The following is a 14652-nucleotide window of genomic DNA, read 5'->3' on the forward strand; positions in this document are numbered from 1 at the left end:
CCGACGATCCGACTCCGGCTTCACCCATCCACTACGCGGCACGCCGACACGATACCGCACAACCCTCTAACTGAACGGTATTGCACTTAGCCCAGGGGGTGGGGGCACCACCACTCCCTGGGGGCCGCGCCGTCAGCGCAGCGCTCTGTGGATCGCGGTGCGTGACCCTGAACTTCTCCGTTGAACCTCCCCGAAAGAAGGCCCAAATGGCTTCTACCAGCAAGTATCCCGAACGGTTCGGCTCCTCAGGTAGGGAACTTTGGGCCGATATCGAGGGTAAATTCGCCCTTTCTACCCCCGAAAAGCTCATTTTGAAGCAGGCTTGTCGTGCTGCCGACCGCCTGGACGAGATTCAGACCGAGATGAACGGGCAAGCTCTCGTCGTCCAGGGCAAGGTGCAGCCCGTAGCTAACCCGCTGATGGTCGAGTTTCGCCTACAGGCACAGCTACTCACGAAGCTGATCGCATCCCTGCGTATCCCCGATGCTGCACCTGAACAGCCGGTGAACCGTCCGCAGCGTCGCGGTGGTGCTCGCGGCACGTATGCAACGAATCCGGCCGCTCTTGCCGTGGTGCGTGATGCCAAGTGATCCCGAAAGCTGCCGAGCCAGAGCTACCAACTTCCGTCAGCGATGACGTGCCCGCAGAGCTGGCGGAGGGGCCGAACATCCGCGTCTGGGCCGATCCGGTATTGCTGGCACAGATTGACCGCATGGGTTCCTCTCATCCGAACCGTAAGGAGCTGATGGGCGAGGTGATGCTGTCGGCGCGTCAGAACTGGGCGCGGGCGATCGGTTGCTGGGCCGGTGACGTGGGGCTGTCGCCGCTCGAGGCGCGGAGGATAATCCCCGGCCGCATGCCGTTTTGGCCTTGACGTACAAGATCGTTCCGGTCAGGCACAATGCTCCAATGAACTGGTGGGAACAGATGCCGTGGATCGTGGCGGCGGCGGCGATCGTTGTCGGACCTTTCATTGCGTCGATTGCGGCTGGTGTGACTGAAGATTTTCGACGCCGGGATGACCGAACCAAGTTGCTTCATGATCTCGAACTCTTTGACAAGCTGCCCGCCTCGGAAGCGAAGGAGAGGTTCGCTCAGCACCTGGAGGAACGGACCGAGAAGTACACCAAGAGACGATGGCGCGAGCACATAACCCCTGCGGCGCTCACACTGCCTCAGCGGATCGTGTGGCTTTCGATGTTGGCCGTTTCGTTCGGCTCCATGATGCTTGGATATGTTGTTCTGGTATTTAACCCGAAGGGCGCGCTCTGGGAAGGCGGCATCGCTCGCCCGCTCGACATTGTTAGCTTCTTCGCCATAACGCTGATGTACTCCAAGTTGGCTGCGCACTTCCGAAAGATGGCGGGACAGCGAAATGCGGTCAAGTCGGCTGAGGCTGAGAACGGCGCTGATGATGACACGTCGGCGGAACCGCGACTGCCTAGCAACGGTCGCGATGGCTCAGCGGGAGAATCTGGGGAGAGCGACAGTAGCGACGGTTCAATCGACTCGGCGAGTGCGGACCCACTTCCAATCATGTAGTGAAATGACGATCACACCGGAACAGTTCATCGACGCCCGCCTCGATGAAGAACAAGCGGCATCGGAGACCGAGGTCTTCCCCCGCGACAGCTACTTCGGGTCCGCACGGCACATTGCGAACAACGATGAGGGTGGGGCGGAGCGTGGTCACGCTCTCGAGCTGGTAGCGAAGCACTGGAGCGCCCATCCGGACTTCGATCGAATTGACTGGAGTGAGTACGCCGATCGGCTCTGAGAACGCAGAATGCCCCTCCACCTTCATAGTGGAGGACATTCCTGTGCTCGCACTACCCGGAGGCAGCGGACAAGAGCGCCGCCGCAAGATACCTCGCGGCTTCTGGAGTGAGGTCGAACAACTCCGCGACACCTGCCCCGTAGCTGACAGTTACCAGTGGAAGATCATCGATAGTGCTGGTGGAGACTTCAATCAATCTGCCAACGGTTGAACCAACGAACATCGAGCACTCTCCTTGTGTGTTGTGTAGGTGTAGAGATTCCGAACGGACTAAAGGCCCTGGCTTGGAACCTCCCAAGCCACCTCCCAAATTTCCGCCGACCGTCGTTCCGCTCCACGACCTCTAGCCCCCCGTCGCTGTGAGCGTGGGGAGCCGGTGGTTGACCTCCTGGCCGATGATCAGTCGGCCTGGAAGCTCCCCGAACCTGGTTCCGGGGATTGTCGACACTGCAACAGGAGGCGCTGGTTTACGTCGGGCTGGCCCTGAGAACGACGTGGAGCGAGGTTCGTTACTGGCCGTGAAGCTCTCGACAGCCGGTGCAGTTCACGGGCACAGGGGGCAAGGGTGGGTTCACGGCAGTGATGTAGACGCCGCACACGGCGCAATAGATATCCACGTAGGACGGATCGTTCTTGATCGACTCAGCGATCTGTGCACGAAGTTCGTCGCGGTTCACGAGACGTACCAGCCGAGCGAGATCGCCAGCCGCAACACGCCGAGGGTGGCGGCGTAGAGGTCGATCAGGGCAATGATTCCGACGACGGCGAGCAGCAGCTCGAGCCTGGTGTCAGTGGATATGGGTATCCTGGTGGGACGGTTCACGGGTCTACTCCGTTGCGGCCGAGGCCCTGCAAGGTGTTAGCGCACCGTGCGGGGCCGTTCTTTTGTGGCAACGGATGCCGCTTGAGTCCAGGATCGAATGGCACGGGAATCGCACGAAACGTAAAATGCAGGCCAGGAACATGTCCTGACCTGCATCAACGCCGTGCCCCCGGCAGGATTCGAACCTGCGACCTTTCGCTCCGGAGGCGAACGCTCTATCCCCTGAGCTACGGGGGCGCACCGGTAAACCCGGTGTGCCGATTGGGCGCGCTTAGCGTAGCGCATCAGTGGTGGGATGGACCAAACCGGTCCCCCCGAGTTGGCTGACAGCGCCTAGTCTCGGGGGAAACACGGACGCACACGAACTTTCTGGGAGGGTCGGGGATGACCGGTCGGCAACAGATGGATGCGCAGTATTCGGTGTCCGAACTCGATCTGGATCTTCGGTGGTGGGCGGCAGCGAACTATCTCACCGTGGCTCAGATATACCTCCAGGACAACACGCTTCTCCGTGAGCCACTGCGCCCCGAGCACATCAAGCCGCGGCTGCTCGGGCACTGGGGCACCAGTCCGGGTCTGTCGATGATCTACGCGCTGCTGAACCGGCTCATCCGGCGAACCGACGTGGACTGCCTCTACGTGACGGGACCCGGTCACGGGGGACCCGCGCTCGTCGCGGCCACCTACCTCGAGGGCACGTACTCGGAGGTGTACCCGGCGGTCTCCGTGGACGCCGCCGGCGTGCACCGGCTGTGCCGTCAATTCTCCACCCCAGGGGGGATTCCGAGCCACGTCAGCGTGCAGACGCCGGGCAGCATCCACGAGGGCGGTGAACTGGGATATTCGCTCGCGCATGCGGCCGGTGCGGCGTTCGACAATCCGGATCTGCTGGTGGCGTGTGTCATCGGTGACGGCGAAGCAGAGACCGGCCCGCTGTCCGGATCGTGGAAGCTTCCTGCGTTCCTCAATCCCGCACGCGACGGTGCGGTGCTGCCGATCCTCCACCTCAACGGGGCGAAGATCGCCGGGCCCACCGTCTACGGTCGCAGCAGCGACGCCGACATCGGTGCGTTTCTGCGCGGGCAGGGATGGGCCCCCGTCATTGTCTCCGGCAACGACCCGCGCACGGTGTTCCGGGACCTCGATCGGGCCCTGTCCGAGGCGCACAGCACGATCGGCGACATCCAGCGGGAGGCCCGCGCCGGCGGTGGCGACGCGGTCGCGTGGCCCGCGATCGTGTTGCGGACACCGAAAGGATGGACGGGTCCGCACATCGTCGACGGGGTGCTGGTGGAAGGAACCCATCGCTCCCACCAGGTTCCGTTGTCGGGTGTGCGGACGAACGAGGAGCACCTCCGCCAACTCGAGGCGTGGATGCGGTCCTATTCTCCCGAGACGCTGTTCGACGCCAAGGGTGCGCTCGTGCCCGAGCTCGCCCGTCTGGCGCCACAGGGCGACAAACGGATGGGCTCTTCCCCCTACGCCAACGGCGGGCGTCTCCGAGCGGATCTGCCGATGCCGCCGCTGGAGAAATATGCGCTCACCATAGCGAAGCCGGGCGCGACCGTGCACGAGACCACGCGCGTACTCGGTGAGTTGCTCCGCGATCTCTACGCCGCGACAACCACCCCCGACGGTGGGGGATATTTCCGTCTGTTCTGCCCCGACGAAACGTCGAGCAACCGGCTGGGCGCCGTGTTCGAGCAAACCGACCGGTGCTGGCAGCTTCCCGTCACCGAGTACGACGACGACCTGTCCGCCGGTGGCCGCGTGATGGAGGTGCTCAGCGAGCATCTGTGCGAAGGGTGGCTCGAGGGCTACCTCCTGTCGGGGCGGCACGGACTCTTCGCCAGCTACGAGGCGTTCGCCATGGTGAGCGTGTCGATGCTCATCCAGCACACCAAGTGGCTTCAGCACGCTGCGGGGCTGCGGTGGCGCGCGCCGGTTGCCTCACTGAACGTGCTCCTGACCAGCACGTGCTGGCGCAATGATCACAACGGATTCAGCCATCAGGGGCCGGGAATGATCGACGCCGTCATTCCCCTCGCGCCGGACGTGGTGAGGGTGTGGCTTCCGCCGGACTCGAACACCTTGCTCGTGATCTCCGATCAGTGTTTCCGCAGCACCGACAAGGTGAACATCATCGTGGTCGACAAGCAGCCGCATCTTCAGTACCTGACCCTCGACGAGGCAAAGGAGCACTGCGACGCCGGCGCCTCGGTGTGGCATTGGGCGGGCACGGAACGGGACTCCACCCCGGACGTGGTGCTCGCCGCCGCGGGCGACGTTCCCACACAGGAGGTTCTCGCCGCGGCGCAGCTGCTCCGCGACCGGACTCCCGACCTCGTCACGCGGGTGGTGAACGTCGTCGACTTGATGGCGCTACTGACGCCGACGGAACACCCGCACGGGTTCGACGAACAGACGTTCGTCGATCTCTTCACCGCCGACACACACGTGGTCTTCGCGTTCCACGGATACTCGCGTGCCGTGCACGAACTGCTGCACGGACGTCCGGAACCCGAACGCTTCCACGTCCGCGGCTTCAGCGAGCAGGGCACCACCACCACGCCGTTCGACATGGTGGTATTGAACAGAATGAGCCGGTACCACTTGGTTCGCGAGGTCTTACGGCGCGCAGGGACGGATGTCCGCGGCGCGGTGGAGCTCGCCGACTTCTGTCTCACCCAGCTCGAGAGGCACGCCGAATACGTGGTCGAGCATTTCGAAGACATGCCCGAGGTGCGAGACTGGACCTGGTCCTGAGCAGCAGCTCAGTTCATCGGCGGCTCAGTTCATCGGCGGCTCAGTTCATCGGCAAGGGAGCGGCGCCGCGTTCGGCGAGCATGTTCTTCATGAGCGTCGATTCGCTCTGCTGGGCGTCGACCATGGTTTGCGAGAGAGCACGCGCGACATCGGTCGAGGCATGCTGGGCGGCGTACTCCATCATCGGGAGCCCACCCTCGTGGTGCCGCAGCATCAGCTGGAGGAACAGCACGTCCACCGCGGGACCGGTGGCCTGGCGTAGGGCAGCAAGATCCTCGGACGACGCCATACCCGGCATCTTCGACATCGATCCCATGTGCTCACCGGCACCCGACGCGTGGCCGTGGTCGTCGTCCGTGTCGCTGTCCTCACCGCCGGACATCCAGCCCATGTAGCCACCGGACGGCAACGACGGCTGGTCCCACAATGCGAGCCAGCCCTGCATCTGCCCGAGCTGATTCTGTTGCGTCGTCAGGATGTCGTAGGCGAGGTTCCGCACCGCCGGGTCTGCGGCGTTCGCCAGCGCGATCGCGGACATCTCCACGGCCTGGCTGTGATGCACGCTCATGTCCTGTGCAAAACCGACGTCCACCGAACCGGCTTCGGGCGTCGGCGACTCGTTGTCGTCCAACGGAATTCGCGCCAGGAAACCGAGGACGAAGCCGAGCGCGACGGCCCCGATCAGCCCGATGACCAGCAGCGCCGTGCGCTGGCTGCGAGGAGTGGGCGTGGGTGCCGTATCGGGTACGGGCGCGTCTGCCATCACTGGCCCCCCGTCGGCGTCTGCTGCAGGTCGGTCGGCAACTGCATGCCGGAGGGTAGCTGGCCCATTCCGCCGGTTTCGGTCTGGTCCGGCTCGATGTTGCCGCCGTCCATGGGCACTGCATCGGGACCGGGTGCGGCTGCGTCGAAGGCCGGCGGGTTGTCCGGATCGAAACCGGAGCCGGGGATGCTCGAGCAGCTCGCGCCGACCTCCGGGTAGGTGTTCTTGTTGATTCGCAGGGCGCTGACGAACTGATCGATCCGCTCGTCGTCAGCGCTGTCGAGCTTCAGCTGGTGGCCCCATGACTGCAGGGAGATCGGACTGTCGAGGCCGGGGTACGGCGACAGCAGGGTGAAGCTTTCGCCGTCGACCTTGTCCTTCAGCGTCTCCACCTGGTCGGCCGGGACCGTGTCGGGGTTGTACGCGATCCACACCGCGCCGTGCTCGAGCGAGTGCACCGCGTTCTCCGAGCGAATCGCTTCGGGGTAGACCGTTCCGGTGCAGGTGGCCCAGTTGGCGTCGTGCGGTCCGCCGAACGGTGGCGACTGATCGTACGCGACGCGCTGCATGGGCTGGATGTGAATTCCGGCGGGGTAGTCGACCTTCGCGACCCCGTCGATTTCGACCGAGGGATCGGGATTGTCCGCGCTCGGCGCGTATCGGGCGGCCTCTTCCTTGGCCTGATACTTGGGCACCAGGTTGATCGCGAGAATGCCGACGAGCGTGAGGACGGCTACCGCGGCACCGATCGTGAGCCAGGGAATGTTGCGGGGGGGCTTGGCGCCGCCGACCTTGGATTTCTGGCCGCCGCTGTTCTTCTTGGCGGCCTTCAGGGCCTTGGCTGACTTGGCTCCCGCATTCTTACCGGGACCGCGACTTTCCGAACCGCTTGGCATCGATTGTGATCTTTCGGTGTGTGTGGGGCTGGAGGGCTGAAGCGCTCAGTCCAGGGACCTGGATCTACGGGCCACACCACTGTACTTTCTCACCCTGAGGGGCATCTGGGAGAGTGGCGTCGACCACCCCCGCCGGTGCCCCGGCCCACGGCTGTGTGCCTCCCCGCCAGGCGGGTCACCGTCCGCAGCGTCATGGTCATAGGATAGATACCTGTGACTCCAGCTGACCTTGCCGAACTCCTCCGTGGAACCGCCGCGAAAGTGCTCGCCGAGCGCGGACTCGACGTTTCCGTGCTCCCGGACACTGTGACGGTCGAGCGTCCGCGTAACCCCGAGCACGGCGATTACGCCACAAACATCGCGATGCAGTTGGCCAAGAAGGTCGGTACCAACCCGAGGGAGCTGGCCGGCTGGCTGGCCCAGGCGCTGACCGCGGTCGAGGGTATCGACAGCGCGGAGATCGCTGGACCGGGCTTCCTCAACATTCGCCTTCATGCCGACGCGCAGGGCGCGATCGTGGCCAAGATCCTCGAGGAGGGCTCCCACTTCGGTGCCGGCCACACCCTGGACGGCAAGAAGATCAACCTCGAATTCGTCTCCGCCAACCCCACCGGCCCCATCCATCTCGGTGGCACCCGCTGGGCTGCCGTCGGAGACGCGCTGGGACGGATTCTGTCCACGCAGGGTGCTGCGGTCACCCGCGAGTACTACTTCAACGATCACGGTGCCCAGATCGACCGGTTCTCCCGCTCCCTGATCGCGGCGGCCAAGGGGGAACCCGCGCCGGACGACGGATACGCGGGCGCCTACATCGCGGACATCGCCGCACAGGTACTGCAGAAACGTCCCGACGTACTGCAACTTCCCGACGGTGAACAGGAGGAAGTGTTCCGGGCCATCGGTGTGGACCTGATGTTTGCGCACATCAAGCACACGCTGCACGACTTCGGTGTCGACTTCGACGTGTACTTCCACGAGAACTCCCTGTTCGAATCGGGAGCCGTGACAGAGGCGGTCGAAACACTCAAAGCCTCCGGCAACCTCTTCCAGGAGGATGGCGCATGGTGGCTCAAGAGCACCGATTTCGGTGACGACAAGGACCGTGTCGTCATCAAGAGCGACGGAAATGCCGCCTACATCGCCGGCGACATCGCATACTTCCAGAACAAGCGCGCCCGCGGCTTCGACCTGTGCATCTACATGCTGGGGGCGGACCACCACGGATACATCGGCCGCCTCAAGGCCGCGGCCGCGGCGTTCGGTGACGACCCGGACACCGTCGAGGTCTTGATCGGGCAGATGGTGAATCTCGTCCGTGACGGTGCGGCTGTGAAGATGAGCAAGCGCGCCGGGACGGTCATCACCCTCGACGACCTGGTCGAGGCGATCGGCGTCGACGCCGCGCGGTACGCGCTGATCCGGTCTTCGGTGGACTCGAGCATCGACATCGACCTCGAACTGTGGACGAGCACAGGCAACGAGAATCCGGTCTACTACGTGCAGTACGCGCACGCCCGGTTGTCGGCGATCGCGCGCAATGCCGTCGACCTCGGCATCGCCGTCGCCGATCCCGACTTCTCCCTCCTCGTCTCGGAGCAGGAGGGCGACCTCATCCGCACCCTCGGCGAATACCCCCGTGTTGTCGCCAGTGCCGCGAATCTTCGTGAGCCACACCGGATCGCGCGATATCTGGAGGAACTGGCCGGCGCGTATCACCGCTTCTACGGGGCCTGCCGGGTGCTGCCGCAGGGCGACGAAGAAGTCGGCCAGCTGCACATCGCGCGCCTCGCGCTCTGCAGCGCGTCCCGTCAGGTTTTCGCCAACGGGCTCGCACTGCTCGGTGTCGGTGCTCCGGAGCAGATGTGAGCGCGCATCCGGCAGGTCCCATGCATGCCGAGCAACTCCACGCTCCTGGTCTGCCCGAGCGCCCATCGGACGCAACCGAGTTCGCTGCGCTCGACCCTGCGGTGTGGCCCCGCAACGCGAATCGCGGTGACGACGGCGTCGTGCGCCTTGCCGGTGTTCCGGTTACCGAGCTCGCCGAGAAGTACGGCACGCCGCTGTTCGTGGTGGACGAGGACGATTTCCGTTCGCGGTGCCGGGACATGGCCCGCGCCTTCGGGCCGTCGGCGCGGGTGCACTACGCGTCCAAGGCCTTCCTGTGTGGTGAGATCGCCCGCTGGGTGGCAGACGAGGGCCTGTCGCTGGACGTGGCCTCGGGAGGCGAACTGGCCGTCGCACTGCACGCGGGTTTCCCTGCGGAGCGGATTGCGATGCACGGCAACAACAAATCGGTCGCCGAACTGCGCGCGGGGGTGCAGGCCGGGGTCGGGCACGTGGTCATCGATTCCCTCATGGAGATCGACCGTCTCGACAAGGTGGCCGCGGAAGCCGGTGTCGTTCAGGACGTCCTGATTCGCGTCACGGTGGGGATCGAGGCACACACCCACGAATTCATCTCCACGGCGCACGAGGATCAGAAGTTCGGATTCTCACTCGCCGGTGGCGACGCCATGGATGCCGTGCGCAGAGTCTTCGCGGCGGATCACCTGCGCCTGGTGGGTCTGCACAGCCACATCGGCTCGCAGATCTTCGACGTCGACGGCTTCGAAATGGCTGCGCACCGGGTGATCGGTCTCCTCCGGGAGGTCGTCTCGGAGTTCGGTGTGGACAAGACTGCGCAGATCTCGATCATCGACCTCGGCGGCGGCATGGGAATCGCCTACGTTCCCACGGACGATCCGCCGCCGGTGGACGAGCTGGCTGCCAAGCTCGGCCACATCGTGCGGAACGAATCGGCTCTCGTCGGCCTGCCGGAGCCGACGCTGGCCGTCGAGCCCGGACGGGCCATTGCCGGACCCGGCACCGTGACGCTCTACGAGGTGGGCACCATCAAGGATGTCACCGTCGGCAGCTCCCTCACGCGTCGCTACGTCAGCGTCGACGGCGGAATGAGTGACAACATCCGCACGTCGCTGTACCAGGCGGAGTATGAGGCGAAACTGGTCTCACGGGTCAGTGAGTCGGCGCCGGTGGTGTCCCGTGTGGTCGGCAAGCATTGCGAAACCGGTGACATCGTGATCCGCGACACCTGGATGCCCGGAGACATCGAGGCCGGGGATTTGGTCGCCGTCGCGGCCACCGGTGCATACTGCTACTCGATGTCGAGCAGGTACAACCTACTCACCCGCCCTGCCGTGGTAGCGGTTCGCGACGGTGTGTCGCGCGTGATTCTACGGAGGGAAACCATGCAGGATCTGCTCAGCTTGGAGGTACAGGAGTGACGAGCGTATCGGCGCAGCGCCCTATCGGTGTGGCTGTCCTCGGTTACGGCAACGTCGGGAGCGAGGTCGTCCGGATCCTGCGTGAGCAGGCCGACGAGCTCGAGGGCAGGGTCGGTGCCCCCCTGGAACTCCGCGGGGTCGCAATGCGGCGTACCGGTAGCGACCGCGGTATTGCCGAACAGTTGCAGACCACCGATGCAGAGGGACTCGTCGCCCGCGAGGACGTCGACATCGTCGTCGAGTTGATCGGTGGCATCGAGCTGCCACGCAAGCTCATCCTTCAGGCGCTGAACTCCGGCAAGTCCGTCGTCACCGCCAACAAGGCGTTGCTCGCCGAGCACACGGGGGAGCTGGCCGAGGCTGCAGAGTTGGCGCGGGTCGACCTGAACTTCGAGGCTTCGGTGGCCGGCGCGATTCCCGTGATTCGTCCACTGACGCAGTCCCTGGCCGGTGACCGCGTCACCAAGGTCGCCGGAATCGTCAACGGAACCACCAACTTCATCCTTTCGGCAATGGACGAGACCGGGGCCGACTACGCGGAGACCCTGGCAGAGGCAGGACGGCTGGGCTACGCCGAAGCCGATCCCACAGCCGATGTCGAGGGTTACGATGCGGCCTCGAAGGCTGCCATCCTCGCCTCGATCGCGTTCCACAGCCGGGTCACCGCTTCCGACGTCTACCGCGAGGGAATCTCGAAGATCACGGCCGCTGATCTCACCTCCGCGCGGGCCCTCGACTGCACCATCAAATTGCTCGCCATCTGTGAGCGCATCGTCAACTCCAAGGGCAAGGAACGTATCTCCGCCCGGGTCTACCCGGCTCTGGTGCCGCTCGGCCACCCGCTTGCGTCCGTCCACGGTGCGTTCAATGCCGTCGTCGTCGAAGCCGAGAACGCCGGCCGCCTGATGTTTTACGGCCAGGGCGCAGGCGGCGCGCCCACCGCGTCGGCGGTGATGGGGGACCTGGTGATGGCTGCGCGGAACAAGGTTCAGGGCGGACGCGGCCCCCGCGAGTCGAAGTACGCCGAGCTCAAGATTGCGCCGATCGGCGACATCCCCACCCGCTACTACGTGAACATGCAGGTGGCAGACAAGGCGGGTGTGCTGTCGGCCGTTGCCGCGGAATTCGCCAAGCACGGCGTCAGCATCTCCGTCGTGCGGCAGGAAGGGGCGGGCGAAGGTGCCCGTCTCGTGGTGGTCACGCACCTTGCCGCAGACTCGGCTCTCTCGGACACCGTCGAGGCGCTGAGCAAACTCGAATTCGTCACCGCTGTGACCAGCGTGCTGCGACTGGAAGGCACCGAACAATGACCGGCACCCGTAATCCCGTTCACACTCCGTGGCCGGGGCTGATCGAGGCCTACCGCGATCGTCTCGCGATCGGACCGAACTGGAAGACCGTCACGCTCCGAGAGGGCGGCACCCCGCTGCTGCCCGCCGGTCATCTCTCGGAGATCACGGGCTGCGACGTCTACCTCAAGGTCGAGGGGCTCAACCCCACCGGGTCCTTCAAGGATCGCGGTATGACGATGGCTGTCACCGACGCCCTCGCTCGTGGGCAGCAGGCCGTGCTGTGCGCATCCACCGGCAACACCTCCGCGTCGGCCGCCGCATACGCCGCCAAGGCGAAGATGAGCTGTGCGGTTCTGATTCCACAGGGCAAGATCGCGATGGGCAAGCTTGCCCAGGCGGTCATGCACGGCGCCAGGATCATCCAGGTGCAGGGCAACTTCGACGACTGCCTCGAACTGGCCCGCAAGACGACGGCCGAGTTCCCGACGATCGGACTCGTGAACTCGGTCAACCCCGTTCGAATCGAGGGCCAGAAGACCGCGGCGTTCGAGATCTGCGACGCGCTGGGCAAGGCTCCCGACGTGCACGCTCTCCCTGTCGGCAACGCAGGGAATATCACCGCCTACTGGCGCGGTTATTCCGAGTACTACGCGGACGGGCTGACCAGCGTGAAGCCGCGCATGCTCGGCGTCCAGGCGGCAGGCGCCGCGCCGCTGGTACACGGTGCGCCAGTGAAGGACCCGGAGACCATCGCCACGGCGATCCGTATCGGCTCACCCGCTTCGTGGCATGGTGCCGTCACGGCCAAAGAAGAATCCCACGGCGCCTTCCGTGCTGCCACCGACGAGGAAATCCTGGTCGCCTACCACCTGATCGCTGCCACCGAGGGTGTTTTCGTCGAACCCGCGTCGGCTGCAAGCGTCGCCGGTCTGCTGGCCGCACGCAAGGAGGGCTGGCTGGATTCCGGTCTCACCGTGGTGTGCACGGTGACCGGCAACGGACTGAAGGACCCGGACACTGCGCTCGCGGGCATGCCTGAGGTGCAACCGATTCCGGTCGATCCCGTAGCTGTCGCGTCGGCCCTCGAGCTGGCGTAGTGGTGGCGTCCACACCCACCACGCCGCAGGATCAGACCGCTGCCATGACACAGACCCTGCCTACCGGGCTGACCGTGACCGCCCGGGTCCCGGCGTCGAGCGCCAACCTCGGTCCAGGCTTCGACACCCTCGGTCTCGCACTCGCGCTCTACGATGAAATCACGGTCACCACCACGGGCTCGGGACTGAGGATCAGGGTCGAGGGCGAGGGTGCGGAAGACGTGCCCTGGGGTCCCTCTCATCTCGTGGTACGGGCGATCGAACGCGGTCTGGAATCTGCCGGGGTGTGGGCAGAAGGTCTCGATGTGCTGTGCCGCAATGCGATTCCGCATTCACGGGGGCTGGGCTCTTCCGCTTCCGCGGTGGTCGGCGGGTTGGCAGCGGCAAACGGACTGGCCAAGAAACTCGATCCCGAACTCGGGTTGTCGGTCGAGCAGCTCGTTCAGCTGTCCTCCGAATTCGAGGGCCACCCCGACAACGCCTCCGCCAGCGTCCTCGGCGGCGCGGTGGTCTCATGGACCTGTGTATCGGACTCGGCAGATGGTTCCTCGGCTGCGACGACCACGTACTCTGCGGTCTCATTGAAGGTGCATCCGTCGATCCGTGTGATCGCACTGGTGCCGGGTGAACGTTCGTCGACCGCACACACGAGGGGTCTGCTTCCCGAGACGGTTCCGCACGGGGACGCGGCCTTCAACGTCAGCCGTGGCGCATTGACGGTCGTAGCGCTCACCGAACGGCCGGATCTGCTGATGCCCGCGACCGAGGACAGGCTGCACCAGGCGCAGCGCGCCCCCGCGCTTCCCCTCACCACTCGCTGGATCGCGGTACTGCGGAACGCAGGGATCGCTGCCGCTGTTTCCGGTGCAGGTCCGACCGTGCTGGCACTGACAACGGAGCCATTTCCCGACGATCTTCGGGTCCAAGCCGAGGCCGACGGGCTGCGGGTACTCGAACTCGGCATCGCAGACGGCGTGCAGATCAGCTGAGGTGTCGCTAGCCGACATGCCGTGACGGGCCTCTCCTTGCCCCCCCGGTCGTTCACGGCTATCCTGGGCATTGTCCGCACATCGTGCGCATCAGACGCCGGTGCTTCACCAGGGCAATCACTCCAGGGTAATCGGGGTTGACAGCTTCTGGCACGATCCTCCGCACTATCTGTGGTGTTGGGATTGCGCAAAGCGCGCCTGTTTCAAGGCGATGTGATGGCGGGCAAGCCGGCAGTTCGTTACATGCAACTACGTACGGCACATCCGAGTTCGGTACTGAAACCGAATTACGGGACGAACCCTCGACTCTGCGCAGCGCGAGTGAGGGAAGGAAAGGACCTCCGTGACCGATACGGACCTCATCGCCACTCCATTGCACGCCTCCTCGGTGAATACCGTTGACGCGCAGGCAGGCGAATCCATACAGGCGTCATCTTCCGCACCGGGAACCGGTGCCGTAACGGCCTCCACAAAGCGCGCCGAGGCGCGCCGAGGTGCCGGGCTGTCCGGAATGGTGCTGACCGAGCTACGTTCCCTTGCGGGTGACCTCGGTATCAAAGGCATCTCGGGGATGCGCAAGGGCGACTTGATCACCGCCATCAAAGAACGTCAGGGCGGAGCTGCGGCACCGGCCGCTGTAGCGACCGAGACGGCGCCTCGCGCCAAGACCACGCGCGCCAAGCGTGAGCAGTCCGACCAGACCGAGCTCGAGGTGAGCCCTCGGCAGAGCGCCACTGAAAAGCAGAGCGTCACTGAGAAGCAGGGCGTCGCCGAAAAGGTGGCCGAGACCACTGCGGCCCAGTCCGGGCCCGCAGTCGGCAACGTTTCCGACACCGACACCGACACCGCCGACGGTGGCCGCCGCGGGCGTCCGCGCCGCGGTTCTTCCCGCCGGCCGGGAGCGCCCGAGCAGGGTGAACAGGGCGACAACGGGCAAGAAGTGACGCAGACGGCCACCGCTACCC

General features: G+C 65.0%; 14 protein-coding genes and 1 tRNA gene. 11 read left to right on the forward strand and 4 right to left on the reverse strand.

Annotation, left to right across the window (positions count from 1 at the left end; translation table 11 throughout):
- Positions 1-206: 206 nt before the first annotated feature.
- The 4 genes from WAW17_RS26365 to WAW17_RS26380 are packed head-to-tail and all read left to right on the forward strand — an operon-like array spanning position 207 to position 1777.
- Positions 207-590 carry a hypothetical protein gene (locus WAW17_RS26365; protein ID WP_422335820.1) on the forward strand — a complete coding sequence of 128 codons (384 nt, stop codon included), beginning with the start codon at positions 207-209 and terminating at the stop codon, positions 588-590.
- Entirely contained in the window at positions 587-874 is a 288-nt protein-coding gene (locus tag WAW17_RS26370; RefSeq protein WP_422335821.1) for a hypothetical protein, read from the forward strand. The genes WAW17_RS26365 and WAW17_RS26370 overlap by 4 nt, the downstream gene beginning before the upstream one ends.
- A 35-nt stretch (positions 875-909) precedes the next feature.
- Positions 910-1542, forward strand: a complete 633-nt coding sequence (locus WAW17_RS26375; RefSeq protein WP_422335822.1) for a hypothetical protein — start codon at positions 910-912, stop codon at positions 1540-1542.
- 4 nt (positions 1543-1546) lie between these two features.
- Positions 1547-1777, forward strand: coding sequence for a hypothetical protein (locus WAW17_RS26380; protein ID WP_422335823.1), 231 nt, complete (start codon positions 1547-1549; stop codon positions 1775-1777).
- Positions 1778-2450: 673 nt separating this feature from the next.
- Here WAW17_RS26380 and WAW17_RS26385 read toward each other — a convergent pair.
- Together WAW17_RS26385 and WAW17_RS26390 are read right to left on the reverse strand one after the other, a co-directional pair.
- A complete protein-coding gene (locus WAW17_RS26385) occupies positions 2451-2600 on the reverse strand; it encodes a hypothetical protein (RefSeq protein WP_422335824.1) in 150 nt (49 codons plus the stop codon).
- Between the two features lie 164 nt (positions 2601-2764).
- A tRNA-Arg gene (locus tag WAW17_RS26390) sits at positions 2765-2837 on the reverse strand.
- 147 nt (positions 2838-2984) lie between these two features.
- On the opposite strand from WAW17_RS26390, the gene WAW17_RS26395 reads away from it, so the two are divergent.
- Positions 2985-5366 (forward strand): phosphoketolase family protein, encoded by a 2382-nt coding sequence (locus WAW17_RS26395; protein WP_422335825.1) that lies wholly within the window; start codon positions 2985-2987, stop codon positions 5364-5366.
- A gap of 40 nt (positions 5367-5406) precedes the next feature.
- Here the strand turns inward: WAW17_RS26395 and WAW17_RS26400 are convergent, their stop codons facing one another.
- Together WAW17_RS26400 and WAW17_RS26405 are read right to left on the reverse strand one after the other, a co-directional pair.
- Positions 5407-6129, reverse strand: a complete 723-nt coding sequence (locus WAW17_RS26400) for a DUF305 domain-containing protein (protein WP_422335826.1) — start codon at positions 6127-6129, stop codon at positions 5407-5409.
- Positions 6129-7025 (reverse strand): DUF3105 domain-containing protein, encoded by an 897-nt coding sequence (locus tag WAW17_RS26405; protein WP_422335827.1) that lies wholly within the window; start codon positions 7023-7025, stop codon positions 6129-6131. The genes WAW17_RS26400 and WAW17_RS26405 overlap by 1 nt, the downstream gene beginning before the upstream one ends.
- Before the next feature lie 213 nt (positions 7026-7238).
- Here WAW17_RS26405 and argS point away from each other — a divergent pair, with 213 nt between their 5' ends.
- From argS to WAW17_RS26435, 6 genes are all read left to right on the forward strand, one after another.
- Entirely contained in the window at positions 7239-8891 is a 1653-nt protein-coding gene (gene argS / locus WAW17_RS26410) for an arginine--tRNA ligase (RefSeq protein WP_422335828.1), read from the forward strand.
- On the forward strand, positions 8888-10309 hold the full coding sequence (lysA, locus tag WAW17_RS26415; protein WP_422335829.1) for a diaminopimelate decarboxylase: 1422 nt from the start codon (positions 8888-8890) through the stop codon (positions 10307-10309). The genes argS and lysA overlap by 4 nt, the downstream gene beginning before the upstream one ends.
- The gene (locus tag WAW17_RS26420) at positions 10306-11619 is read left to right on the forward strand and encodes a homoserine dehydrogenase (RefSeq protein ID WP_422335830.1); all 1314 of its coding nucleotides are present in this window, start codon (positions 10306-10308) and stop codon (positions 11617-11619) included. The genes lysA and WAW17_RS26420 overlap by 4 nt, the downstream gene beginning before the upstream one ends.
- The gene (gene thrC, locus WAW17_RS26425) at positions 11616-12698 is read left to right on the forward strand and encodes a threonine synthase (protein ID WP_422335831.1); all 1083 of its coding nucleotides are present in this window, start codon (positions 11616-11618) and stop codon (positions 12696-12698) included. Before WAW17_RS26420 ends, thrC begins: the two co-directional genes overlap by 4 nt.
- 44 nt (positions 12699-12742) lie before the next feature.
- On the forward strand, positions 12743-13687 hold the full coding sequence (thrB, locus tag WAW17_RS26430) for a homoserine kinase (RefSeq protein WP_422335832.1): 945 nt from the start codon (positions 12743-12745) through the stop codon (positions 13685-13687).
- A gap of 343 nt (positions 13688-14030) precedes the next feature.
- A partial coding sequence (locus WAW17_RS26435) for a Rho termination factor N-terminal domain-containing protein (RefSeq protein WP_422335833.1) occupies positions 14031-14652 on the forward strand: 622 nt, incomplete at its 3' end.

The organism is Rhodococcus sp. (in: high G+C Gram-positive bacteria) (assembly GCF_049286785.1).
Lineage (GTDB): Bacteria > Actinomycetota > Actinomycetes > Mycobacteriales > Mycobacteriaceae > Rhodococcus_F.